Here is a 23,395-nt window from a genome sequence, read left to right on the forward strand (position 1 = left end):
CGCGACACTGCCGACGCCGAGTTCGGCATGGGCTACGGCGCCCGCGGCTGGCTCAACTGGCGTCGCGGCACCGATTACTACGACGAAGGCGATCTGCTGTGGCTCGAAGTAGCGACGATCATTCATCGCGAGTCGCACGGGACGAAGTCGATTGACGATTTCTGCCACGAGTTTCATGGAGGCGCCAACAACGGCCCCGAAGTAAAGACCTACACCTTCGACCAGCTCGTCAGCAATCTCAATGCGATCGCGCCGTACGACTGGGCAAAGTTCCTGCACACGCGGCTTGACTCGACCTCGCCTGAGGCGCCAGTGGGCGGAATTGAAAACGGCGGCTGGAAGGTCACCTATACCGATCAGCCCGCGAAACTCGAGGGCCGGCGCGGAAATTCAGGATACGTCTACTCCATCGGCCTGCAGGTTGGCGCGGACGGCACAGTTTCCGATTCGATTGTCGGCGGTACCGCATTTGAAGCAGGAATCTCGTCGGGCATGAAGGTGGTCGGCGTCAACGGGCGCGTCTTTACACCAGACCTGCTCGGCGCCGCGATCAAAGACGCAAAGGGCAACACAAAGCCAATCACGCTGCTGGTGGTGGTCGATGACTACTACCGCACCGGCACCATCAACTACCACGATGGCCCCCGCTATCCGCACCTGGTCCGTGAAGAAGGCAAGCCGGATTACCTCGACGAACTGATCAAGGCACGGGCGGGACAGTGAAGCCGCCAGCTCCTAGCTTCCAGCCCCTAGCTTGGGCTTACGCAGAGTGGTGCTAACGCTACCCCGTCCGCGGCGGAGTTCGCGTACTACTTTCCTGCCGCAGATGAGGGGGGTGTACTCCCCGTCTCTGGAACGAAATTACCTATTTTCATTGAGATGCGGAGGGGGGGCAGCTCCAAAATACTCTCCACAAAGGAGTTCGCTGCAGATTATTCCCGGGAAAGGAGTTACGGGTAGCTCTTCGCGGTATTGGAAGGTCCGCCGGCTGCTTCTCTTCCTTTGAATAAAGGCATGATTCTGAATACGAGATCATTATGCGCCGAAGGCGGGTAATTACCTGCAAATGATCGATGGAAATCACTCGTTTCGAATCAGTGATCTAGCGGTGAACTGGAGCAACCGGGCTTGACTTCGCTTTTTTCGGGGGCGAAGCGCGGGAGGGTCTAACCGCAGGACGCTCTGGTTGTCATATTCAAGCGGGGATTTCGAGGCGCCCTGCTCGCGTCACGGGCAATCGATTTCAGAGTCTCTAAGTGCGGAATGGCATCCATCATTCCCATGAGGACTCCCTGCGACGCAGTAGCTCAATCCGCTGTAGGTGAAATTCCATGTGAAGAACGGGCCAAGCCCTGGGTTCTCACAGCGACCATTCTTGCTTCGAGCATGGCGTTCATTGACAGCACCGCAATCAACATTGCTCTGCCGTCGCTGCAGGCGAACTTCCACGCAAACGTGGTGGATGTGCAATGGGTGGTGGAGTCGTATGGGCTGTTTTTGGGCGCTCTGATTCTGGTTGGCGGCTCGCTCGGCGACTTGTTTGGCCGGCGCCTGATCTTTATGGCGGGCGTGGCGGTGTTTACGATCGCCTCTGTCGCTTGCGGAGTTGCGCAAAGTATCCCTGTGTTGATTGCCGCGAGAAGCGTCCAGGGTGTAGGCGCTGCGCTTCTGGTGCCTGGCAGCCTCGCGATTATCAGCACATCTTTCGACGAGAAAAGCCGCGGTCAGGCGATTGGCGTCTGGTCCGGCTTTACCGCGATCACCACCGCAGTTGGCCCTGTTCTGGGCGGATGGCTCGTCGAGCATGCTTCCTGGCGCTGGGTTTTTTTTATTAACGTTCCGCTTGCGGCGGCGGTGATCGTTATTTCGTTGTGGCGAATTCCGGAAACCATCGGTAAAGCTGCGGGTCGAATCGACTGGCCGGGAGCGCTGCTGGCGACGCTCGGGTTGGGTGGCATTGTCTTCGGCTTCATCGAGTCAAGCAATCTGGGTTGGAGAAATCCTCTGGTCTTCGGCAGTCTGATCCTCGGTTTGGGTTGTCTCACAGGATTTGCCGCGCTTGAGGCGCGCACAAGTTTCCCAATGGTGCCGCTGGTTCTTTTCAAGAACCCAAGCTTCAGTGGCGCAAACCTGCTCACTCTGTTCCTCTACTCAGCCGTTGGCATTTTTTTCTTCTTGTTTCCATTGAATCTAATTCAGGTTCAGCAATACTCCTCAACCGCGGCCGGTGCAGCCATCCTTCCCTTTATTCTGCTGATGTTTCTTCTTTCGCGCTGGTCTGGCGGACTTGTCGCGCGCTATGGAGCAAGAAGGCCATTGATCGTCGGCCCCCTCGTTGCGGCGCTTGGCTTCGTTCTGTTTGCAGTGCCCGCCATTGCGCGCGACTACTGGGTGATGTTCTTTCCTGCTGTAGTGGTGCTCGGGCTTGGGATGGCGATCACTGTGGCTCCGCTCACGACGGATGTCATGAATTCAGTGGACCAGGACGTCGTCGGCACAGCGTCTGGAATCAACAACGCGGTCGCCCGGGTCGCGGGTATTCTTGCGATCGCAATTCTCGGAATTGCGATGGTCTACGCTTTTCGCGCGCGGCTCGATCGTGCGCTGGATCATTTTTCTCTGCCGTCGGGGGTACTTGGGGAACTTCGATCCAATGAGAGCCAGCTTGCAGGTCTGCAGGCGCCCGCCAATCTCGATCAGAAGACACAGGAGGAAATCAACAATTCGATTCGATTGGCGTTTGTGTTTGGATTTCGACTTGTGATGTTGATCTGCTCAGGCCTGGCACTCGCAAGCGCGGCGGTCGCATGGCTGATGCTTCCTAAAGCCAGCAATCGATCCAGCTTGAGCGGGCAGGCCTCCTAACCTGAACCAAAGTCAGTGCGACAATACTGTCTGGCGGCGAAGTCCACACGCCGTTCCCGACCACCTCATTGGATTCTTGCTAAGCACTGAGGATCGCGCTGCTACTTCTCGATGACGCCGCAGGCGATGCGGTCGCCGGAGTTGCCGGAGGGGTCCGACATTAGATCGTCCTCCTTCGCGTGGATGACCAGAGACGTTCCGCCATCGTGAAAGAGCGAATTGGGGCCGTCGCCGAGCGTGACGCCGTTGGCGAGGAAGGTCGCCTTGGCGTTGCCCTTCTTGTCCACAACAAGGTTCATGAGATCGCCGAGATGCGGATGCGGGTCCTGCGTGTTGTGGACGCCGTGATGGGCGCTGGTCGGGTTGAAGTGGCCGCCAGCGGTGGTGAAGGCCGGTGCTTCACATTTGCCCACCGTATGGATGTGAATACCGTGCTCGCCCGGGGTGAGCTGCGTCACCTTTACTTCGATCTTGACGCCTTTGCTGGTGGCAGTGATCTTCGCGGTCCCGATCTGCGTCCCCTTCGCACTCACGATGTCGGCATGAGCCGATTTGGATGCGGCGGCTGCGACCTGGAGGGCGGCAAAACCCAGGAGCCCGGCGATTACCACAAAAAGTCTAAAGCGCATGGCTGGCCTCCTCTGAAAGCTTCCGGTGTGGAACGGGTTGGATGTTATCACACACCACCGGTCGTTGATACAGGCACGGCCCGCTTGGGTTTTTGCCAGGATGCGCCAGATTGGCGGTCCACAATTGGCGGGAGGCCCCCCACTTTCCTGGCCGCCGTACTCATTGGTTTTGGTGTTACCTGACACTTTGCTATTAGCAGAGTGACTTGGATTCGTGTTGTCGAAACGTGAGCGGCATCACATTCCTGCTCACGACTCAAGCAAAATACGTGATTTGCAACACTTGTGATGAAGCTCACAGCCGATCGTGTTTAAACCTAAGTACGTTGCCATCATTCACTGGAGTTCGAAATGTGATGTGGCCGGCATCATCGGCCCCTGGGGAAACTCCGGTGCCTGCTGGGCGATGAAGCCCTGCAAGCGAGGTGGGCATGGGGCAGACGATTTGGCAGTCGATGGAGAAGAAGGGGTATAGCCGCAGAGACTTTCTGCAGTTTTGCACGGCAGCCGCAGCGGCTGCCGGTTTTGCGAAGAGCGGCGTAGCCCAGGTCGTGTCGGCTTTTGAGAAGAAGGAAAAGCCGGCCGTGGTGTGGATGCACTTTCAGGAGTGCACCTGCTGCAGCGAATCATTTATTCGTGCATCGCACCCGATTGTGGCCGATGCGCTGCTGGATGTAATGTCGCTGAATTACACAGAGACACTGATGGCGGCGTCGGGGTTCCAGGCGGAAAAGAGCCTGAACGACACCATCAAAAACAATAAAGGTAAATACATAGTCCTCGTTGAAGGCGCGGTTCCGACCAAGGACGGCGGTGTCTACTGCATGATCGGCGGCAAGACATCCGAGGCGATTCTGCAGGAAGTTGCAAAGGATGCGGCGGCGATTGTGGCGTGGGGCAGTTGCGCTTCGAATGGCTGCGTGCAGGCTGCCAAGCCAAATCCCACCCATGCAACGCCGATCCACAAGCTGGTAGACAAGCCGGTGATCAACGTACCGGGATGCCCGCCGATTGCAGACGTGATGATGGCGATCGTGACGCACGTTTTGGTGCTGGGTCAGCTTCCGGCGCTCGACAACCTCGGCAGGCCGAAGGAATTCTATGGACGGCGCGTGCACGACACGTGCTATCGCCGGCCGAATTACGACGCCGGTCTCTTCGTGGAGTCGTTCGACGACGAGAATGCGCGCAAAGGATATTGCCTGTACAAGATGGGCTGCAAAGGCCCGGTGACCTACAACGCGTGTTCGGTGGTGAAGTGGAACGAAGGCACGAGTTATCCGATCCAGTCGGGACACCCTTGCATCGGCTGCAGCGAAGAGGGTTTCTGGGATAACGGTCCGCTCTATCAGCATCTTTCGTCGTTCCCTGGCTTCGGTATCGAGAGCACGGCAGACACGGTTGGAACTATCGTCGCAGCAACTACGCTGGCGGGCGTCGCGGCACACGCCGTGGTCACAAACATTCGCAAAAAGGCAGTCATCGCGGAAGTACACGCGGATGACCAGAAGGAGTCCTAAGCGGCCATGACTCGCATTGTCGTTGATCCCGTAACTCGTATTGAAGGCCACCTGCGTGTAGAGGTGGTGGTAGATAACGGCGTCATTACCGACGCATTCAGCTCAGGCACTATGATTCGCGGGCTTGAGAAGATTCTCATCGGCCGCGATCCGCGCGATGCCTGGGCCATTACCGAACGCGTGTGCGGTGTCTGCACTACGGTTCACGCCATGGCGAGTTGCCGCGCGGTTGAGGATGCCCTGGGCATTCAATTGACGCCGACTGCAGAACTGATTCGCAACATCATGACCGCTACCCAGCATGTACAGGATCACGTGGTGCATTTCTACCACCTGCATGCGCTGGACTGGGTAGACATCGTGAATGCGCTTAAGGCGGATCCGAAGAAGGCTGCAGAGATTGCGCAGTCGTACTCAAGCTATGACAAGAATACGACTGCGCACTTTACAGATGTGCAGAACAAGATCAAGCAATTCGCCGCCAGCGGCCTCGGTATCTTCGCCAACGGCTACTGGGGCCATCCGGCTTACAAGCTTCCGCCTGAAGTGAACCTGATCGGCGTGGCGCACTATCTCGACGCGCTCCAGTGGCAGAAAGAAGTAGTCAAGATCCACGCGGTGTTTGGCGGCAAGAATCCGCATCCGAATTATCTTGTGGGCGGAGTTCCCTGCTCTATCGACGTGGATGAAGTGGCCGCCATCAACATGGAGCGGTTGAACCTGGTCGGCAGTCTGATTTCGAAAGCCGACGAATTTGTGAACCAGGTATACGTACCCGATCTGCTGACCGTGGCCTCGTTCTACAAGGACTGGGCGAAGTGGGGCGGCGGACTGAAGAACTATCTCAGCTACGGTGAGTATCCGACTCAGGGCTACAACAAGCCTGAGGCTTTCAAGTATCCGCGCGGCGCCATACTCAATCGCGACCTGAGCCAGGTTTATCCGGTCAATCCCAAGGACTCGCAGGAGATCAAGGAATATATCGCTTCGTCGTGGTACACCTATGCGGGCGGCGATCAAGTGAGCTTGCATCCGTGGGAAGGCGAGACGGAGATCAAGTACTCCGGTCCGCAGCCGCCGTTTGAGACGTTGGAAGGATACGAGAAGTATTCGTTCCTCAAGACGCCGCGGTGGAAGGACAACCCGATGGAAGTGGGTCCGCTGGCGCGGTTGCTGGTTGCCTATGCTTCGGGCAATACCCAGGTGAAGGATCTGGTCGGCGCGACTCTGGGCAAGCTCGGCGTTCCTGTGGATGCACTGTTCTCGACACTGGGGCGGACGGCGGCACGTGGTCTCTCAGCGGCCCTTGAAGTCGGCTGGCTGAAGGAGTTCTACGGCCAACTGATGGAACGCGTGAAGACGCGCGAAACATCGACTTTCAACAATGAGAAGTGGGATCCGAGCACCTGGCCGAAAGAGGCTGAGGGTGTAGGTCTCGTCGAAGCTCCACGCGGTGCTCTTGCGCACTGGATCAAGATCAAGGACGGCAAGATCGAGAACTATCAGCTTGTCGTTCCGACAACTTGGAATGGCTCTCCGCGCGACGCCAAGAAGCAGCACTCTTCGTTTGAAGCCTCGTTGATTGGTACGCCGGTGGCCAAGCTCGATGAGCCGGTCGAAATCCTTCGGACGATTCACTCTTTTGACCCGTGCCTTGCCTGCGCCGTGCACTTATACGATCCGCAGGGTCGGCACCTTAACCAGATCTCCTTCGAGTGATGCTATGAGTACGACTGGAATCGCGGGCAAATCGGGTCTTGGAAATGGCGCCCATCCGGCGGAGTACCGGCGGGTGTACGTGTGGGAACTGCCGGTACGCGCATACCACTGGATCAACGCAATCGCACTGGTGCTCCTCTGCATCACCGGCTATCTGATTGGAGCGCCGCAACGCGTGTTCTACGCGGCCGAATCCTACCAGCTCTACTGGTTCGGCTGGGTTCGCTTTATTCACTTCCTGTGCGCGTACGTGTATGTTTTCAACTTCCTGGCTCGTCTTTACTGGGGATTTGTGGGCAACAGGTACGCCCGGTGGGATGCGTTCTTCCCGCTGAAGAAGTCGCAGCGGCAGGAGATCGTCGACGTGATCAAGGCCGACGTGTTCGAGACAAAGCTGCATGGGCCCATCTCAACCGGGCATAATGCACTGGCCGGATTCATTTACTTCTTCACCTTCCTGGCATTTGTGGCGCAGTCGATTACGGGCTTCGCTCTCTACTCCAGCATGAGCAATTCGTTCATACCGCGAATGTTTACCTGGATCGTGCCGTTAATGGGCGGGGAGATGCGAGTCCGCTACTGGCACCACTTATTCCTCTGGTTTTTTGTTACGTTCATCATCGTTCACGTGTATCTTGCTTTCTATCACGACTACATTGAGGGACGCGGGACCATCTCCTCGATTGTGGGCGGATGGAAGTTTGACCGCGTGAAACCGACAGAGGACAAGAAATAGGGAGTGGGGAGTAAAACCTTCCGGCTCACCTTCTTCAAGAGATCGAATTTAGTGGAGTGAGGTATTGGTGAGCACGGACGCGAAGAAAACCCTGGTACTGGGGCTCGGCAACGTAATCATGGGCGACGAAGGTGTCGGCGTACACGTTGTCCGGGCCCTTGAAAAACATCCCCTCCCTGCAAACGTGGAGACCCTTGACGGCGGCACCGGCGGATTCGTTCTGCTGGAACCGCTGCAAAACGCCGGCCACATCATCCTCATCGATGCCACAAATGACGGCAATCCTCCAGGAACGGTGACGCGCACTACGCCCCGCTTCTCCGCCGACTATCCCCCAACCCTGACCGCACACGACATCGGCGTGAAGGATCTACTGGACGCCTTCTACATGCAGTGCGGCGAACGCGAGGTGGTGCTCTATGCCATCACCATCGATCCAAGGCAGCCGATCTCGATGGACCTTTCGCCCGCACTCGCAAAGGCGGCGGAAGACGCCGTCCGCCGCATCCTCGAAGAGTTGAACGCACCGTCTGCATAGCTGTCCCAAAAACCCTCTCGCTACGTCGGGTTTGTATCAGGGCATGACTTCAGTCATGCCAACAGCAGCCCAAAACGCAATGGGCTTTTTAGCCCCTGCTGACGCTGTTTTTTCGTCCGACGCTGCATCCATCTTCATTCCATCCCCTTCGAAATATTCGACACCACGTCTAACGCAAATCTCTATGGCACTTGCAGAGACGCAGCCAAACCGCTTAGATTTCATACGTTACACAAAACGGAGATTTCCTCCAAAGCTGTTCCAGAGAAAGGAACTCCATGGATCGTCGTACATTTTTAGGTACTGCTGCTGCCGCCGCAATCACAACAGGGATTCATCCAATTCCATCTTTCGCCGAACCCGACATCCCGAGACTGAGTCCGATGGCGCTCGGTCTGCTCATCAGCCCCTACGGAAACGCTGAGGCAACCATCAAGCGCGTCCGCGACATGGGCTTCAGTAACTGTTTCCTTTCCCTCGACGGGTACATCAACAAGTTCACGCCGGAGGCCGCAAAGCAGATTGGGGCTCTGCTCGCGAAGTACAACCTGGTTGCAACCACGGTCGAAGTGGTAGGTCCGCCGCCACTGGAATGGGACTTTCAAAAAGGTCCTTCCACGATCGGACTTGTTCCTCCCAAGACGCGTGCGGCGCGCATTGACGCGCTGCGACAGGTTTCGGACTTTGCGAAGCTGCTGGGTATCAAGCAGGTCCAGACGCATTGCGGATTTATTCCGGAAGATCCGGCGGACGCTCTATATCCGGGCAGCGTTGAGGCTGTTCGCAGCGTCGCGCAGCACTGCCAGGAGAACGGACAATATTTCCTGATGGAGACCGGACAGGAGACCCCTACGACAATGTCGCGGATGATTCGCGACGTTGCCATGCCAAACCTCGGCGTCGGTCTCGATACCGCCAATTTGATCCTCTACGGCAAAGCGAATCCTGTCGATGCCGTCGACATCCTCGGCGAACATGTGCGCAGCGTTCACGCGAAGGATGGCAAGTGGCCAACCGATCCCAGCAAACTTGGCGAAGAGGTTTTGATCGGCAAAGGTCTCGTTGATTTCAAGACAGTCTTTACCAAGTTGCACAAGCTTGGTTATACGGGTGCCATTACGATCGAGCGTGAGACGTCCGGTCCGCAACAGATTGAAGACGTAAAGAACGAGAAGATGTATTTGGAGCGGATATTGGATGAGGTCAGAGCCTGAGGGCTATAGCCCGACGCCTCTTTTCCGCTTTTCGGCATGATTGAAGTCATGCCCTGTTACAAACTTTGTATTGGTTGCGAGGACACATGAATCGTCGGGAGTTTTTGCAGACAGGGTCGGGGGTGGTTTCAGGCATGCTCTTGCTCAATCCACGCGCGGTATTTGGATACGAAGCAAACTCGGCAGTGCGCCACGGACTGCTGGGATGCGGCAATCGTGGCACCGGCGTTGCCACATCCTTTGCGAAGAATACCTCAGCGCGCGTTGTCGCGCTGGCTGATCTGTTTCCCGATAACCTCGCCGCCGGCCAGGATCACTTTAACAAGCTCAACGCGAGCCTCGGACAGCCCGCCATCGACAGCAAGCTGCTTTTCAAGGGCCCGCATGCCTACGAACAACTCGCCGCGTCGCAGGATATTGACCTGATCCAGATCTCGACGCCGCCATTCTTCCACGTACTGCATCTTGAAGCTGCCGTCGCATCGGGCAAACATGTCTATTGCGAGAAACCTGTTGGTATTGATGTGGCGCAGACCAGGCAGGCTCTCGAAATCGCAAAGCGAGTGAAGCCGAATCAGAGCGTCGACGTGGGTTTCCAGTGCCGCAATGCCCCGCCCATCGCCGCACTTGACGAAAAAATCAAAGCCGGCGCCATTGGCAAAATCGCTACCGTCTCCGGCAACTACAACGCACCGGCATCGACCGAGAAGAAGCGGGAAGGCGAAGGGCCCGATGAATACCGCCTGCGCAACTGGCTCTGGGATCGCGTGCTTTCGGGTGACATTCTCGTCGAGCAAAACATTCACATCATCGATCTGTGCAACTGGATGCTCGGCGCGCATCCGCTGAAGGCCACCGCCACCGGCGGCCGCAACGTGCTCACCCACTACGGCGATTGCTGGGATAACTACCAGGTCGACTTCACTTATCCCAATGACGTGCACTTCTCTTTTGCTTCGACTCAATTCGGCGCCGACAACGTCTTCGATGCCGGCCTCAAGCTATTCGGCGCCATCGGTTCTGCGACCTGCCCCTACTCAGGCCCTATCTCCATCACCGGCGCAAATGCCTGGGCGTACCAGGATTCCACTTCAACCGCGCCAGGCTCGGGAAAGTTTGCTGCGAATGGGGCGTTCCTCGACAACCTTCAATTCGCAGACCGCGACAAAGAGCGCACCTTCATCGCGAGCATCGTCTCAGGACCAGTGCACAACCAGATCGCCGCGGGCGTGGAGACGGCACTCAGCTGCATGCTCGGCCGCATGGCTGGCTATCAGAAACGCGAAGTGACGTGGGAAGATTTGCTCGCGCACGGTGAGAACTACAAGCTAGGCTTCAGCCTCGATCAATTTGCCTGAAGGGCTTTTTACCCTTCTGGGCAATTCGCGGGTTCCAACGGTTGAGTCGATCGAACGAGCAGCGAAACTGCCGCGTCCGGCTCTGGCTCAACGAGAGGCCCCGGATTGTCAGACTTTTGAAGGCAAATGACAGGCGAATACGAGCAGCGCTGCAAACCCCGCCGGAACCGCATTGATGTTGAAGATGAGACCGTATCCACAGCGAACGACGAGCGACCCGGTAAGGGCTGCGGGGCCTGCTCCAGCGAGCGCGCCCACGATGGGCTTGCCGTACAGGTTGGGTGTGTCGGGTTCGGTGGCATCGGCGAAGCAACCCCTGGGAGCGATCAGCTTTTGTTTAGAAACAACAGCTTCCTGCCCGCCGGCGGCACAGGGCTGCGCATGCTGGGCGGTGGAGCGCTGCCGCACTCGAGCTCTTGGCGGCCACAAGGATAAGTGTGAAGGCTGTCAGTACGAGGCACCCATTTCCTATAACTCCTGCCGTTCGCGCTGCTGTCCGAAGCGCTAGGCACAGCGAATATAATCACTTGCCATTCTCGGGCGCCGGGTGTTTTCGGCTTGATTAACATTCCACTCACCGGGAGACCGTCGCTGGCGTAAGTGAATTCCTGAATGTCGAATTCCTTTTGCGCGCGTGCCTCCTCGTAGACCGCCCTCGGGAAATAGCCGCGACCGAATTCGTCCATAGACTCGAAATTGGGCAACGGAGATCGCGGTTTCGAACTCAGAATTTTGCCGTCAGGTTCCTGTGCGGCATCGACACAGAATGCTGACGAGCAAACTAAGAACTGGATCAGCAGAACTGACAAGCAGCTAATCACGGTCTTTCGCATCGTGTTCTCTTGGACATTTCGCCGAAATGCTGACTGAATTTGGCGCAACCAAAAAATGAGCGAGCAAGGCTGCGACACAAGTCTGTCATCCCGAAAACGGTCAGACGTTCTCTGCAGCGGCCAACCCCTCGGACTCCTTAACGAAGTCGGCGAGCAAATCGACCATGGGGGCTTTCACCTCCCAGTGGTAAGGAGGCACATGCAGCAATATCGCCTAAACCCGGAGAGAATTATCATTTGGCGGCGAACTTTTCTGGCGAGGCATCGAAGATTTGTTTGTGCTCTCTCACGCAGAAATAGTAGGTTTTTCCCTTGTAAGTCGACGACAGCGATCGATCAATTTCCATGCCGCAGACAGCGCAGACAGGATGATTCGCCGTCTGGTTGATGGGTCCGGCAAACTCTGCATTGGAATTCGGGTTCAGCCAGCCCTGGCCCTGATACTCCAGCAGCGTGGCAGTCTGGCTTGCTACATCCCGGCCGAAGTAGCGCTCCACCACCCGGAAGGCGAGATCCATTCCAGATGTGAGGCCGCCGGCGGTCGCTAAATTGCCCGATTCAACCCAGCGGGCTCCACGCTGAACATGAATGTCCGGATACTGCATCGCAAGGTCGACGTAAGCGCCGTGATGCGTGGTGGCAGCCTTGCCAGAAAGCAAACCGGTGCTCGCAAGCACAAACGCGCCGGTGCAAACGGACATCGTAACATCGGTGCTCTTGGTCGCATTTCGAATCCAGGCTTTGGTGGCCTCGCTGGCAGGACTCCGGCATTGGCATGGCGCCTGAAATACTCCATCGCATCGCCGAGCCGTTCTACTCGACCAAACGGCCGGAACGTGGAATGGGCCTGGGGACATTTCTCGTGCGAATCTTCGCGGAGGATATGGGAGGCGCCCTGATTTTCGATTCCAACCTAAATCAAGGAACCACTGCCATCCTGGAGTTGCCGCTTGCAGACAAACCTGGAGCATGAAGAGCTTTCGGCCATCATTGCCGACGATGATGAGATCTTTCGTAGCCGGCTTGGCCGTGCTCTGGAAGCGCGAGGATGGGAGGTCTTTCTTGCAGCTAATACTACGCAGGCACTCAGTGCGGCCCAGGAGAATGCACCTGATCTTGCGATCGTGGATCTGCGTCTCGGCGGCGAAAATGGCCTTGACGTTGTCCGCGCGCTGCGCCCGCTGGATCCAACGATGTCCCTCATTATGCTCACCGGTTGGGGTAGCATCGCTACGGCTCTTGAGGCGGTACGTGGCGGAGCCGACCATTATCTGACCAAACCGGTCGATGCCGATCAGATTATTGCTGCATTCAAGGCCCTGTCGGCATCTGGATCAAACACTACACGAACACCGAAAGTTCCGAGTCTGGCTGGCGTGGAATGGGAACATATCCAGCGCGTAATAGCCGACTGCGAAGGGAACATTTCTCAGGCTGCTCGCGCGCTCGGGATTCACCGCCGGTCACTCCAACGAAAACTATCCAAGTATCCCCCTGCGCGGTGAGCCCCTCCATCCTTCATCAGCTCGTTCAGGCGAACGGATTCTGCATTCAGCGGTGTTCAATTCACTCAAGAATGCGGTGGCCTGTGGTTGCGACAATTTGCCGCAGTGCCGCTCCCGCCGTCGGGCAAATATAGTTACTACCAAGAGGGATTGGCGCGCTGGTATAACGGCTGGTCCGGATCGTGGACTTGCCGAGCCCGACTCTTCGTCTGTTCCCCAAATCTCCACATCGTCTAAAAGTAATGAGGCCCAATGAATCGTCGATCGTTTCTGAATGGTATTGGATATGCTGCTGGCCTTTCGGTGTCGAGCGCGGCTCTGAGCCGGGTTGGGTTTTCCCAAGCCGCCATAGGCGCGCAGGCAAACATGACGGGGCCATATGTGTTGCCGCCGCTTCCGTACGCCTACGATGCACTCGAACCGTATATTGATGCCCAGACGATGCACCTGCATCATGACAAACACGATGCCAGCTATGTAGAGCATGCCGCTGTGGCTGGCCGCCCTGATCTCGCTAGCCGCACCGTTGAGGATCTGGTCGCGCATCTCGATTCTGTTCCTGAACAGGTCCGCACCGCCATTCGCATCCAGGGAGGAGGCGACGCGAATCATTCTTTCTGGTGGCCAACACTCTCCAAGAACGGCGGCGACGCGCCCAAGGCAGAACTGGCCAAAGATATTGACGCGCAGTTCGGTGGTCTCAGCAAATTTCAAGAACAATTCTCCAAGGCGGCCGGTAGTGTATTCGGCAGCGGATGGGCATGGCTGACCCTTGCCTCAGGTGGCAAACTGCAAATCGAGTCCTCAGCAAATCAAGACAGCCCACTGAGCAATGGTCGAACTCCGGTTCTCGGCATCGACGTCTGGGAGCATGCCTACTATCTCAAGTATCAAAACCGTCGCCCGGAATACGTGGCCGCCTTTTTTCACATCGTGAACTGGGATTTTGTGAGCGGGCAGTATGCCGTCGCGGAGAAATTACAAAGTGCATAAAGCCCGCGGATGAAACCAGCGTCCTCTTAGTGTCGCGATGACTCTTCGTCGGACCCACTAACTTGTTCGTCCAACAACCCATAAGGAGATTGTGCTTTGTACTCCCGTCAGTACGCAGTATGCACGGCAGCGATACCAAATGTTCTTCTCATTTTCACCATTGGCTGTCACAAATCCTCCGAGGGGCAGGCGGGCGTTGAGATTCATCCCACGAATACGCCGGTCGATCGATATCACCTTCACGGACTGGTTTTGGCTACGAGTACTGCCACCGAGGGAATAACGGTTCAGCATGGCGAAATTCCCGGATTCATGCCTGCGATGACGATGGTCTACAAGCTGAAAGATCCGAACGAACTCCAAAAGCTGAAGCCGGGCGACGAGATATCCGCCGATGTTCTTGTGCACTCGGACAGCGACGACTACCTGCTTGACTCGGTGGTCATTACGAGTGAGGCCCGGCGCGGATTACTACCCGCAATGCTGCCGCACCAATTGATGGTGGGAGAGGCGGTCCCCGATTTGCCGCTCGTAAACCAGGACGGCAAGACGATCCACCTCAAGGACTATCGCGGCAAGGCGTTGCTGGTTACTTTCATCTATACACGCTGCCCTCTTCCTACAGCTTGCCCACTGATTACCAGTCATTTTGCGAAAGTGAATAACAATCTGGCACGCGATTCAAAAGTGTACGACGGAAGCCATCTCATCAGCATCAGCCTCGATCCGGCCAACGACAAGCCCGCTGTGCTCCGCCAATACGGGCTTGCCTACCTGGGTGATAATGCTGCCGGATTCTCACATTGGGAATTCGCCGATTCAACTTCTGGCGATCTTAAGAAACTGGCCGAGGCGTTTGGGCTCCAATACAGCGAAGAGAACAATCAGATTACACATACCATGGCCACCACGTCGGTCGGTCCAGACAGCAAAGTTGAAAAGACCTGGGTCGGAAGCGATTGGAACCCCGACGATGTTGTCCGGTCTTCCGCTTTGAAGGCGATGAGGTAGTAGCAGGATGGCGCGAGATGTAGAGATCAGTCGAATGCGCCTCGTATTCATAGCGAGCCTGATTGGCATCGCTTCTCTCGCAGGCGTGTCCGGCTGCTCCAAAACTCTGAGCACATCCCAAAAGCGAGGCCAGGCCTGCTACTCCCTCAACTGTTACGACTGTCACGAGGAGAACCAACTGGGCTTGATTAAGGCGCCTCCGAAGCTGCACAAAATCTTTTCCCATCACAATCTTCCGGACGGGACAACCACGGCGACAGATGAGTCTGTGCGTGAGGTCATCATCAACGGCAAACGCACCATGCCCGCCTTTAATGGGCGTTTGAGCGGCGGCCAGATCGACGACATCATCGCCTACCTGCACAGGAGATAAGTTCGAGAAAACATCGGATCTCCTCAAGTAGAAAGGAAGGAACGCGACATGGTGCACCTCATCGCAACTCTCCTCATTGCAGGCGCTCTCACGCCGACACCAGAGAAGCAAAGACAATTGTGAAATTGGAAGACAAGCTCATGGCTCCCTGTTGTTACTCGCAAACCATCAGAGTGCACATGAGCGCGGAAGCAGAGCAGATGCGCGAGGAAGTCACAGATATGGTGCTCGTGGGCAAAAGCGACCAGGACATTGTCAGGTACTACAAAGCGAAGTACGGCGAGACCATTCTCGTCGTGCCTGATGGCGGGGCGGGACAGATTGCCTTCGGTGTTCCAATCATTGTCGTCCTGTCTGCATTCGGTCTGCTCGCTTTCAGAATGGGCCGAACAATGCGGACAAGGACCTTGGAGATAAGCTCAAGGCAGATCATTCGTGCAGATGCAGTCCCTGCCGGAGTTATCGAAAAGATCCGAAGAGATGTAAGCGATGAATTCCAATGACCAGCAATTTCCATGGGGAACCGCGAACGGATCAGGGCCATGCGCATGGTGTCGAGATGGCGATTTTAGCTGTCTTCTTACTCTGGCTTGGTCCGGCTCAGGTCTGAGCGTCCATCTATACAACGGAACAGAAACATTGAAGCGTAATCGCGGAGGCAATTGAGAGTTGAAGAATCGACGGGAATTTCTCAAGGCTGCGGGATCGTCCATCGTAGCCAGTAACGCGATTCGAGCATACGCCTTCCGCCCTGTTGTTGATGCGATTGGCGCGGAAGAGACGAGCTTCACCCAGTGGTACGACGTGGACCATAGCATCACGAATCTCGAGAATGCTTACTGGAACGTGATGGCCAGGCCGATAGAGGAGGAGTACTCCAGGAAGCTTGCGTACGTGAGTCGTCGCAACGTTCCTTTCGTGCGTGGCGTGATCGCCGATGAGTCTCTGCCGGTTGAGTTGGTGAAGGTGCGAGCCTCAGTCGCAAAGCTGATCAGCGCCGAAGCTGATGAGATAGCGTTGACACGCTGCGGAACCGAATCGTTGCAGGACCTGATCGCGGGCTACAACCAGCTCAAACCGGGCGACAACATTCTTTTCGCCGATCTCGATTACGATTCGATGCAGAACACCATGTTGTTCCTCAAAGAACGGAGAGGCGTCAACGTGGTGACTTTTGCGCCTCCCGAGCCAGCCACGACGAGCAATATTCTCGCCACATACGAAAAGGTGCTTCGCGATACCCCCAGAGCTAGGCTGATGCTGGTGACGCACCTTTGTCACCGAACCGGGCTGGTGAATCCGGTGAAGGAAATCATCGCTATCGGCCGCAGGCATGGAGTGGATTGCATTCTCGATACCGCGCAGGCAGTTGGACAGATGCCCGTGGACGTCAAACAGATCGATGCGGCCTTTGCCGGCATCAGTCTGCACAAATGGGTCGGCGCGCCGCTCGGCACCGGCGCCATCTATATTCGCAAGAGCCGGCTTGCTGACATTGACATCTGCCTCGGCAATCGTGAGGACCCGCCCGATGACATCAGTTCTCGCGTCTATTCGGGAACCTATAGCTTCGCGGCTACGCTTACGATTCCAACGGCCGTCGAGTTCCACAACCGGTTGACGATCGAGCGAAAGCAAGCGCGTTTGCAGCACATGCGAAACTATTGGGTCTCGCGTGTCCGAGATGTGGAGGGCATCGAAATCCTCACGCCTGATGATCCAGAGCGGTATGGTGCCACCACTTCGTTTCGGTTACAAGGATTGCACACCTTTGAACAGGCGAAGAAGGTGCAGGACGTACTGCTTGCAAAGCACAATGTGTTGACGGTTGCGCGCCGAGGGATTACACAGCAGGCTGCAGTGCGCGTAACTCCGGCGCTCTACAACACGACTGCCGAGCTTGATCGGATCGTAGAGGCGATCAAGCAGGAGTATCGAGTTTTGATTTGATCGATCGTGGCACGAATCAAGGAATCGTGTTATTCTTATTTTTCCCCATGGAGAGCGATTTTTTAAGGAGTGACCATGGGCGTCCTCAGCAGAATCGGAGTTGCACTCGATTCCGATCTTCTCAAACGCTTCGACGATTTCATCTCCCGGCTGGGCTATACCAACCGGTCTGAAGCTTTCCGTGATCTGATTCGGGATCGCCTGGTCGCCGAGCAGACGGCAACTCCGAGTGCGATCGTAGTCGGCACGGTCACACTCATCTACGATCATCACGCCCATGGGGTGACGGAGAAGCTGACCGAGATTCAGCACGCAAACCACAAGCTAGTAGTCTCGACTAGTCACGCGCATCTCGACCATGACTCCTGCCTGGAAGTCCTCATTGTTCATGGGAAATCCAGGCTTGTCGAGGAGTTCGCAGGGCGCTTGATCGGATTGAAGGGCGTGCAGCATGGCCGTCTCGTAATGACGTCTACGCAGCCCGCGTCGGGGAATACTCACCTCAGGAATGTAAAGTCTCACACTCACAAACATTGATGCATCTAGTCGACTTCGAAAGAGGACCTTGTTGTGGGAGCCAGTAGCACCAAATTGATGTTCGTAATACCAGTAGTATTATTTTGCATTTTGGCCATAATTTTTTTCGCTGCAACGGCAGCTTCAGCGCAAACCGGGATTGCGAACGTGGCCGCGCAGAAGAAGACGCCGGTCGCCAGCAGAGATAAGGCCTATTCGTCTCAGCTTTCCGGAACAGTCGTTGATACGTCTGAAGCAGTGATCGCAGGGGCAACAGTGCAGGTTCGAAGCGCGGATGGTTCCGTGCAAAGCTCGACGCAGTCGGATCGAGAGGGTTCCTTCATTATTTCTGCACTCCCAGCAGGTAGTTATCGACTCGTCGTATCGAACCCCGGTTTTGAAACCAAAGAAATCGCCGTCACCATAGGGACCGCCGGGGCGCCAGCCCCGCTGCGCATCTCTCTCGTTGTGGGCGCGGTGAGCACCACCATCAACGTGCAGGGACGAGAGGACGACCTCATCGGAATTGCCGAATCCGCAACCCAGGGTACGGTGGGCGCAAAGGAAATCCAAGATCGTCCGATTCTTCGTTCGGGAGAAGTTTTGGAGACGGTCCCCGGCGTCATCATCACGCAACACGCCGGCGGCGGGAAGGCAAACCAATATTTTCTCCGCGGCTTCAATCTCGACCACGGCACGGACTTCGCCGTTTTCATCGACGATATGCCGCTGAACCTGCCGTCCCACGCGCACGGTGAAGGATACGCGGACATGAACATCGTCATCCCGGAGTTTGTGAAGCGGGTGAATTACGAGAAAGGTCCTTACTACGCTGATGTGGGTAACTATGGCTCGGCTGGATCGGCTCATCTTGAATTTTTCAAGACGCTACCGCAGAACTTCTTCCGGGTGGAAGGCGGTATGTACACCTATGGGCGCGCTGTCTTGGGCGTATCGCAAAAGCTCGGCCCAGGCACTCTGATGTTCGGCGGAGAAGAGTATTACGATAACGGCCCATGGACGCATCCAGATGCTTATAACAAAATCAACGGCATCCTGACTTACAGCCAGGGCGGAGCCGTCAACGGTTTCAGCATCACAGCCCGCACTTACCACGGAAAATGGAACTCGAGCGATCAAATCCCCGTTACCGCTGTGCCCCTCGTGGGTCCGTTCGGCGCACTGAACACGACAGATGGCGGCCACTCGCAGCGTTACAGTGTGCAGGGTGAGTGGCATCGCCAAAGCACAAATTCCGAGTCGAGTATCACGGCCTACTTGTTTTACTACGATCTCAATCTATTTTCTGATTTCACTTACCACCTGGTGGACTACAACAAAGGCGACCAGTTCAACCAGCAGGACAGGCGCTGGGTCGGCGGATTTGACGCACAGCATACCTTATTCAGCACGTGGTCCGCCCGCAAGATGTCAAATACGTTCGGCCTGCAACTCCGCAACGATTGGATCAACAACGGCCTCTACCGTTCAGAGAATCGCGTGCGCACGACCAAAACGGATTACTCCGCAACTGGCGCGAGTTTCTTCCCCCTCACCGGCACCACATTTCCCTACTGCGTCAACATCCCCGATTCCAATATCACTCTTGCCGTTATTTTGCCCGACGGCACCACCACCACTACCATTGTTCCCAACACCACCTGCCCCACTTTGCCCGCGACCACGGAGCGGGATAACTTTACCGACCTGATTGGCAGCGCATATTGGGAGAATAGGATCCAGTGGGCGAATAAATTCCGCTCGGTCGTTGGTCTGCGCGGCGACAACGAAAGATTTGTCGTTACCAGTCTGGCTTATCCGACCGACATAATCACCTTGCCCGACGGCACTACCACCACGGTGAACGCGGCCAATTCCGGCTCGGCCACCAAGTTCCTGCCCAGCCCCAAGGCAAGTTTGATCTTCGGCCCGTGGGCCAATACTGAGTTCTATGCCCAGGGCGGATTCAGTTTTCACTCGAACGACGGGCGCGGCGCAACACAACAGGTGGAACCGGTTTCGCCGGACAATCCTTACCCAGGTACACTCGTCGCAAAGATCCCGCCCCTGGTCCAGACCAAAGGCGCAGAATTCGGCGTGCGCACGATGGCCGTTCCTCATCTGCAAAGCACCCTTTCGCTCTGGTATCTCCACAGTAATTCCGAACTGCAGCAGGATGGCGACACCGGGGGTACATCTGCTTCAGCGCAGTCGAGCAAGCGCTATGGCATCGAATGGGCGAACTATTACACACCGGCAGAACATTGGGCTTTCGATTTTGACATTGCCGACTCCCGCGCCCAATTTACGCAAATAGACCCGGATGATTCGACTCAGTACGTCTTGAATGTGCCCCTATCCGTAAATGGCAACCCGGATGGCACCGTAAATTGGCAACAGGGCGGTCCGGGCGGCAAGCTTGTGCCCGAAGCGGTTCAGGTGGTGATTTCTTCGGGCATTACAATGCACGATTACAAGAACTTTTCGTCCAGTTTGCGCCTGCGCTACTTTGGCCCGCGCGATTTGACGTCTGACGGAATTTATAAGTCAAGTCAAACGGTCTTGCTCAACGGGCAAGTCGGTTATCACATTGGCGAGAAATGGAGCGTTTCGGCCGAATTCTTGAATTTGCTGAACCGGAGTGATCACGACATCGACTATGCCTACACGTCCCAGATAGCGCCAACACTCACGCCGGCATTCACAGACGTTTTTCACCCCGTCGAACCGTTTCAGGTGCGCTTCTGGTTAGGACGATCCTTCTGAGTGGCTCGGCGGCAATCCGACCCGTGTTGCGTTAATCGGCGGAGGTGCCCGTCAATCAGTTCGGGCCATGAAGCCATTCAACGCGCTCGCACTACTCAACAAGCTGCAAGATCTCTCACAGCCAGATTCGCTTTCGCGCAACCGTTCCGGGCTTCCACCTGGCCCTTGATGTGGCGGATGCGGGAAAGGTGACCCTTTCTTTGTTCTGCGTCGTATGCACGGGGCAATTCTCTGGACAGGTAATGAAGTCCGCCATATTATATGGAATTACCGCGTCTGTGCTTCCCGGCGGGAGCTGTTGCCGGTCAGTCCCGGATTTTTGATTTCAACCAGACATCATGCCCCGGTCGCAAACGACATCCCGCTCGCGGAGTCCCCGAAGTCTTCTGCTCGGGATCATCTGTGCGCTGCTGGTTGTTTACACCGCGACCGTCCAGGTTGCTCATCACCACGATGCGATCGGCGCATCGCATGCTGACTGCGCACTTTGCCTGGTTGCTCACACCGGCATTGTGCTTTATGCGCCTGTAGTTGTTCCGGCTCCAACCGAGCACGCGGACGACATTGAAATTCCTGCCAGGCCAGCCCCCCGCAATACATTTGTTTTCTCGTTTTACAGCCGGCCTCCTCCTGCTGAACCTGCTTCCGTCTAAGCGGGTCAAACTCACAATTCAGCAGATTCCCCGGAGGTCGTCCATGCGCACGCTCGTGCGTTTTGCCATCTTCTTTCCAGTTGCGTTTCTTTTTCAACTGGCCGCCTTCACCTATGCCCAATCAGGAAATGCCGGCACAATCAGTGGAACGATTACAGACCCTTCAGGAGCGGTAATTCCCGGCGCCACGATCACGATTCTCGATCCAGTCAGCCAGTACTCAAGAACGGCAATCACCGATCGCTCGGGCCACTATCAGTTCCCAAACGTGCCGTTCAATTCCTACCACCTGACGGTGGCAAAGACAGGCTTTGCATCGGCGGTCCAGGATATCGATGTGCGTTCGGTGGTAGTGGTTCACGCAAGTTTTGCCCTCCAGGTCGGTAACGCCTCGAGCACCGTCACAGTTGAGGCCGCTGGAGACCTCATCGAGAACGATCCTACATTTCACACTGACGTGGATCGTGATCTGTTCATCAAGGTTCCCCTTGAGAGCCAATCCTCCACGCTGAGCTCACTTGTGACTCTCACCACTCCCGGTGTGGCTGCAGACTCGAACGGCCTCTTTCATGGTTTGGGCGATCACGCATCGAACTCGTTTTCCATTGATGGTCAATCGATAACCGACCAACAGAGCAAGGTCTTCTCAAACCAGCTTCCCGCGAACGCTGTCCAATCGATGGAGGTGATCAGCGGAGCTCCACCCGCGGAATATGGCGGAAAGACGAGTCTCGTCATCGTAACGACGACTCGGTCCGGACAAGGAATCACGAGACCCACCGGGCAGATTAATGCGTCGTACGGAAGCTTTGGATCGGCGACCGTAGGGTTCGATCTCTCCTATGGCGGTGAGAAATGGGGCAACTTCTTCGAGGCCGACGGTTTGAATACGGGACGGTTTCTCGACCCGCCGGAATTCACCGTCTTTCACGACAAGGGCAACGAGGAGAACTTCTTCGATCGCGTGGATTACAGCTTCACCCCGAAGGATTCCCTCCACCTGAACGTCAACTACAGCCGCTCCTGGTTCCAGACCCCAAATGCCTTCGATAATCTGAATATTCAAAACGTGGTGAGCGGAGGCACAAGCGCCAACCCAACCTTCGCCGACGTCGGCGACACAGACCAACGATCCAAGATTGGAACGTTCAACATCTCTCCCACCTACACGCGGGTCATCAGTAACAATGCAGTACTCAACTTTGGCGCTTGGGTGCGTGAGGACTTCTATAACTACTACCCAAGCAACAACCCCCTCGCTGATTTGGGGCCGCCAAATCTGCAAACCTCCTCCATTTCCCAAAACCGCACCCTCCTCAATACAGCCGTTCACTCCGATCTTTCCTACTCGAAAGGCATCAACAACATCAAGATTGGTGCACAATACGGGCAAACCTTCCTGCGCGAACACGATTATCTTGGCGTTGTAGATCCCACATACAATGCTCCGTGCGTCGACGTAAACGGCAACCCGTTGCCCGGATACGCCAATCAATCGGAGTGCGACGGTGTGGCGTCATTTCCGAATCCTGCCTACCTGCCCGTTCTTGCTCCATATGACCTCACGCGCACGGGCACGGAATACGCCTACTTTGGCCACACAGACGTGAAGGAGTTGGCTCTATATATCGAAGACCAGATCAAGGCCGGCAATTGGAACTTCAACCTGGGCCTTCGGGAAGACGTGTATAACGGCCTCACAGATGCCAACCAGACCCAACCGCGACTGGGGATTGCCTACAATATCAAACCCTCCAGCACCGTGCTGAGCGTCTCTTACGCGCGCACTCTGGAAACTCCCTTCAATGAGAATCTGGTGTTATCCAGCAGTGGGTGCTCGAACGCAGTATTGGCGCCGCTGCTCCTCTGCACGCCGGGTGTTGCGGGAACGCTTCAACCAGGATTCCGTAACGAATTCCACGCCAGTCTGCAACAGGCCTTCGGAAGGCATGCTGTGGTCAGTGGGGAGTACATCTGGAAATACACGCACAACGCGTTCGACTTTAGCGTTCTGGGCAACACACCCATCACCTTCCCCATCGACTGGCATAACTCCAAGATTCCCGGCTATGCCATTCGCGCAGAGGTGCCGGTGGTTCGTGGCTTCAGTGCCTATTTTGTAGCGTCATCCGTTGCCGCTCGCTTCTTCCCTCCCCAGTCAGCCGGAGCCGGAGCTACGGTGGGCCAAAGCGGATTTCCCTTCCGAATCGATCACG

Annotated in this window: 21 protein-coding genes and 2 pseudogenes; 20 read left to right on the plus strand and 3 right to left on the minus strand. The window is 56.2% G+C overall.

Annotation, left to right across the window (positions count from 1 at the left end; genetic code table 11):
- Both WA354_RS03665 and WA354_RS03670 read left to right on the plus strand, forming a co-directional pair.
- A pseudogene (locus WA354_RS03665) lies at nucleotides 1–723 on the plus strand (M61 family metallopeptidase); the annotation flags it as partial.
- Between the two features lie 540 nt (nucleotides 724–1,263).
- Nucleotides 1,264–2,865 carry an MFS transporter gene (locus WA354_RS03670; RefSeq protein WP_472811656.1) on the plus strand — a complete coding sequence of 534 codons (1,602 nt, stop codon included), beginning with the start codon at nucleotides 1,264–1,266 and terminating at the stop codon, nucleotides 2,863–2,865.
- Nucleotides 2,866–2,966: 101 nt separating this feature from the next.
- On the opposite strand, the gene WA354_RS03675 is transcribed toward WA354_RS03670, so the two are convergent.
- Nucleotides 2,967–3,494 (minus strand): superoxide dismutase family protein, encoded by a 528-nt coding sequence (locus WA354_RS03675; RefSeq protein WP_472811657.1) that lies wholly within the window; start codon nucleotides 3,492–3,494, stop codon nucleotides 2,967–2,969.
- Between the two features lie 431 nt (nucleotides 3,495–3,925).
- On the opposite strand from WA354_RS03675, the gene WA354_RS03680 reads away from it, so the two are divergent.
- The 6 genes from WA354_RS03680 (at nucleotide 3,926) to WA354_RS03705 (ending at nucleotide 10,579) form a co-directional block, all read left to right on the plus strand.
- Complete coding sequence (locus tag WA354_RS03680) at nucleotides 3,926–5,014, plus strand: hydrogenase small subunit (protein ID WP_472811658.1); 1,089 nt, start codon at nucleotides 3,926–3,928, stop codon at nucleotides 5,012–5,014.
- Nucleotides 5,015–5,020: 6 nt separating this feature from the next.
- Nucleotides 5,021–6,733, plus strand: coding sequence for a nickel-dependent hydrogenase large subunit (locus tag WA354_RS03685; RefSeq protein ID WP_472811659.1), 1,713 nt, complete (start codon nucleotides 5,021–5,023; stop codon nucleotides 6,731–6,733).
- A 4-nt stretch (nucleotides 6,734–6,737) separates the two neighbouring features.
- Nucleotides 6,738–7,469 (plus strand): Ni/Fe-hydrogenase, b-type cytochrome subunit, encoded by a 732-nt coding sequence (cybH, locus tag WA354_RS03690; RefSeq protein ID WP_472811660.1) that lies wholly within the window; start codon nucleotides 6,738–6,740, stop codon nucleotides 7,467–7,469.
- Between the two features lie 67 nt (nucleotides 7,470–7,536).
- A complete protein-coding gene (locus WA354_RS03695; RefSeq protein WP_472811661.1) occupies nucleotides 7,537–8,007 on the plus strand; it encodes a hydrogenase maturation protease in 471 nt (156 codons plus the stop codon).
- A 278-nt stretch (nucleotides 8,008–8,285) separates the two neighbouring features.
- Complete coding sequence (locus WA354_RS03700) at nucleotides 8,286–9,221, plus strand: sugar phosphate isomerase/epimerase family protein (RefSeq protein WP_472811662.1); 936 nt, start codon at nucleotides 8,286–8,288, stop codon at nucleotides 9,219–9,221.
- 86 nt (nucleotides 9,222–9,307) lie between these two features.
- Nucleotides 9,308–10,579 carry a Gfo/Idh/MocA family protein gene (locus WA354_RS03705; RefSeq protein ID WP_472811663.1) on the plus strand — a complete coding sequence of 424 codons (1,272 nt, stop codon included), beginning with the start codon at nucleotides 9,308–9,310 and terminating at the stop codon, nucleotides 10,577–10,579.
- Between the two features lie 108 nt (nucleotides 10,580–10,687).
- Here WA354_RS03705 and WA354_RS03710 read toward each other — a convergent pair whose 3' ends face one another.
- The gene (locus WA354_RS03710; RefSeq protein WP_472811676.1) at nucleotides 10,688–10,987 is read right to left on the minus strand and encodes a hypothetical protein; all 300 of its coding nucleotides are present in this window, start codon (nucleotides 10,985–10,987) and stop codon (nucleotides 10,688–10,690) included.
- Between WA354_RS03710 and WA354_RS03715 the strand changes: the two are divergent.
- Nucleotides 10,968–11,081, plus strand: a pseudogene (locus tag WA354_RS03715) (transposase zinc-binding domain-containing protein); the annotation flags it as partial. The gene WA354_RS03710 and the pseudogene WA354_RS03715 sit on opposite strands and share 20 nt — an antisense overlap.
- Before the next feature lie 564 nt (nucleotides 11,082–11,645).
- On the opposite strand, the gene WA354_RS03720 reads toward WA354_RS03715, so the two are convergent.
- Entirely contained in the window at nucleotides 11,646–12,269 is a 624-nt protein-coding gene (locus WA354_RS03720) for a DJ-1/PfpI family protein (protein WP_472811664.1), read from the minus strand.
- Between WA354_RS03720 and WA354_RS03725 the strand changes: the two genes are divergently transcribed.
- From WA354_RS03725 to WA354_RS03775, 11 genes are all read left to right on the plus strand, one after another.
- On the plus strand, nucleotides 12,188–12,385 hold the full coding sequence (locus WA354_RS03725) for an ATP-binding protein (protein ID WP_472811665.1): 198 nt from the start codon (nucleotides 12,188–12,190) through the stop codon (nucleotides 12,383–12,385). The two genes, WA354_RS03720 and WA354_RS03725, sit on opposite strands and share 82 nt — an antisense overlap.
- The gene (locus tag WA354_RS03730) at nucleotides 12,363–12,917 is read left to right on the plus strand and encodes a response regulator transcription factor (protein WP_472811666.1); all 555 of its coding nucleotides are present in this window, start codon (nucleotides 12,363–12,365) and stop codon (nucleotides 12,915–12,917) included. The genes WA354_RS03725 and WA354_RS03730 overlap by 23 nt, the downstream gene beginning before the upstream one ends.
- Before the next feature lie 303 nt (nucleotides 12,918–13,220).
- Nucleotides 13,221–13,910 carry a superoxide dismutase gene (locus tag WA354_RS03735; protein ID WP_472811667.1) on the plus strand — a complete coding sequence of 230 codons (690 nt, stop codon included), beginning with the start codon at nucleotides 13,221–13,223 and terminating at the stop codon, nucleotides 13,908–13,910.
- Nucleotides 13,911–14,006: 96 nt separating this feature from the next.
- Entirely contained in the window at nucleotides 14,007–14,921 is a 915-nt protein-coding gene (locus tag WA354_RS03740; protein ID WP_472811668.1) for an SCO family protein, read from the plus strand.
- A 34-nt stretch (nucleotides 14,922–14,955) separates the two neighbouring features.
- Nucleotides 14,956–15,294: a c-type cytochrome gene (locus WA354_RS03745; RefSeq protein ID WP_472811669.1), complete on the plus strand. Its 339-nt coding sequence runs from the start codon at nucleotides 14,956–14,958 to the stop codon at nucleotides 15,292–15,294.
- A 17-nt stretch (nucleotides 15,295–15,311) separates the two neighbouring features.
- On the plus strand, nucleotides 15,312–15,797 hold the full coding sequence (locus WA354_RS03750) for a cytochrome c-type biogenesis protein (protein WP_472811675.1): 486 nt from the start codon (nucleotides 15,312–15,314) through the stop codon (nucleotides 15,795–15,797).
- A gap of 166 nt (nucleotides 15,798–15,963) precedes the next feature.
- Nucleotides 15,964–17,244, plus strand: coding sequence for an aminotransferase class V-fold PLP-dependent enzyme (locus WA354_RS03755; protein WP_472811670.1), 1,281 nt, complete (start codon nucleotides 15,964–15,966; stop codon nucleotides 17,242–17,244).
- Nucleotides 17,245–17,319: 75 nt separating this feature from the next.
- Nucleotides 17,320–17,781, plus strand: a complete 462-nt coding sequence (gene nikR / locus WA354_RS03760) for a nickel-responsive transcriptional regulator NikR (RefSeq protein WP_472811671.1) — start codon at nucleotides 17,320–17,322, stop codon at nucleotides 17,779–17,781.
- Between the two features lie 147 nt (nucleotides 17,782–17,928).
- Nucleotides 17,929–20,526, plus strand: coding sequence for a TonB-dependent receptor (locus tag WA354_RS03765; protein WP_472811672.1), 2,598 nt, complete (start codon nucleotides 17,929–17,931; stop codon nucleotides 20,524–20,526).
- A gap of 338 nt (nucleotides 20,527–20,864) precedes the next feature.
- Nucleotides 20,865–21,179 (plus strand): hypothetical protein, encoded by a 315-nt coding sequence (locus WA354_RS03770; protein WP_472811673.1) that lies wholly within the window; start codon nucleotides 20,865–20,867, stop codon nucleotides 21,177–21,179.
- Between the two features lie 43 nt (nucleotides 21,180–21,222).
- Nucleotides 21,223–23,395, plus strand: a 2,173-nt coding sequence (locus WA354_RS03775; protein ID WP_472811674.1) for a carboxypeptidase regulatory-like domain-containing protein, incomplete at its 3' end; no start/stop codon positions are given.

It is taken from the genome of Occallatibacter sp., assembly GCF_049802275.1.
Taxonomy (GTDB): Bacteria; Acidobacteriota; Terriglobia; order Terriglobales; family Acidobacteriaceae; genus Telmatobacter.

What these genes read in the sequence shown, in the direction of transcription:
- WA354_RS03725 (WP_472811665.1), top strand. Translation starts at nt 12,188, where the DNA reads ATGGCGCCTGAAATACTCCATCGCATCGCCGAGCCGTTCTACTCGACC.
- WA354_RS03720 (WP_472811664.1), bottom strand. Translation starts at nt 12,269, where the DNA reads ATGTCCCCAGGCCCATTCCACGTTCCGGCCGTTTGGTCGAGTAGAACG.
- cybH (WP_472811660.1), top strand. Translation starts at nt 6,738, where the DNA reads ATGAGTACGACTGGAATCGCGGGCAAATCGGGTCTTGGAAATGGCGCC.
- WA354_RS03685 (WP_472811659.1), top strand. Translation starts at nt 5,021, where the DNA reads ATGACTCGCATTGTCGTTGATCCCGTAACTCGTATTGAAGGCCACCTG.
- WA354_RS03770 (WP_472811673.1), top strand. Translation starts at nt 20,865, where the DNA reads ATGCCCCGGTCGCAAACGACATCCCGCTCGCGGAGTCCCCGAAGTCTT.
- WA354_RS03675 (WP_472811657.1), bottom strand. Translation starts at nt 3,494, where the DNA reads ATGCGCTTTAGACTTTTTGTGGTAATCGCCGGGCTCCTGGGTTTTGCC.
- WA354_RS03670 (WP_472811656.1), top strand. Translation starts at nt 1,264, where the DNA reads ATGGCATCCATCATTCCCATGAGGACTCCCTGCGACGCAGTAGCTCAA.
- WA354_RS03680 (WP_472811658.1), top strand. Translation starts at nt 3,926, where the DNA reads ATGGGGCAGACGATTTGGCAGTCGATGGAGAAGAAGGGGTATAGCCGC.
- nikR (WP_472811671.1), top strand. Translation starts at nt 17,320, where the DNA reads ATGGGCGTCCTCAGCAGAATCGGAGTTGCACTCGATTCCGATCTTCTC.
- WA354_RS03705 (WP_472811663.1), top strand. Translation starts at nt 9,308, where the DNA reads ATGAATCGTCGGGAGTTTTTGCAGACAGGGTCGGGGGTGGTTTCAGGC.
- WA354_RS03700 (WP_472811662.1), top strand. Translation starts at nt 8,286, where the DNA reads ATGGATCGTCGTACATTTTTAGGTACTGCTGCTGCCGCCGCAATCACA.
- WA354_RS03745 (WP_472811669.1), top strand. Translation starts at nt 14,956, where the DNA reads ATGCGCCTCGTATTCATAGCGAGCCTGATTGGCATCGCTTCTCTCGCA.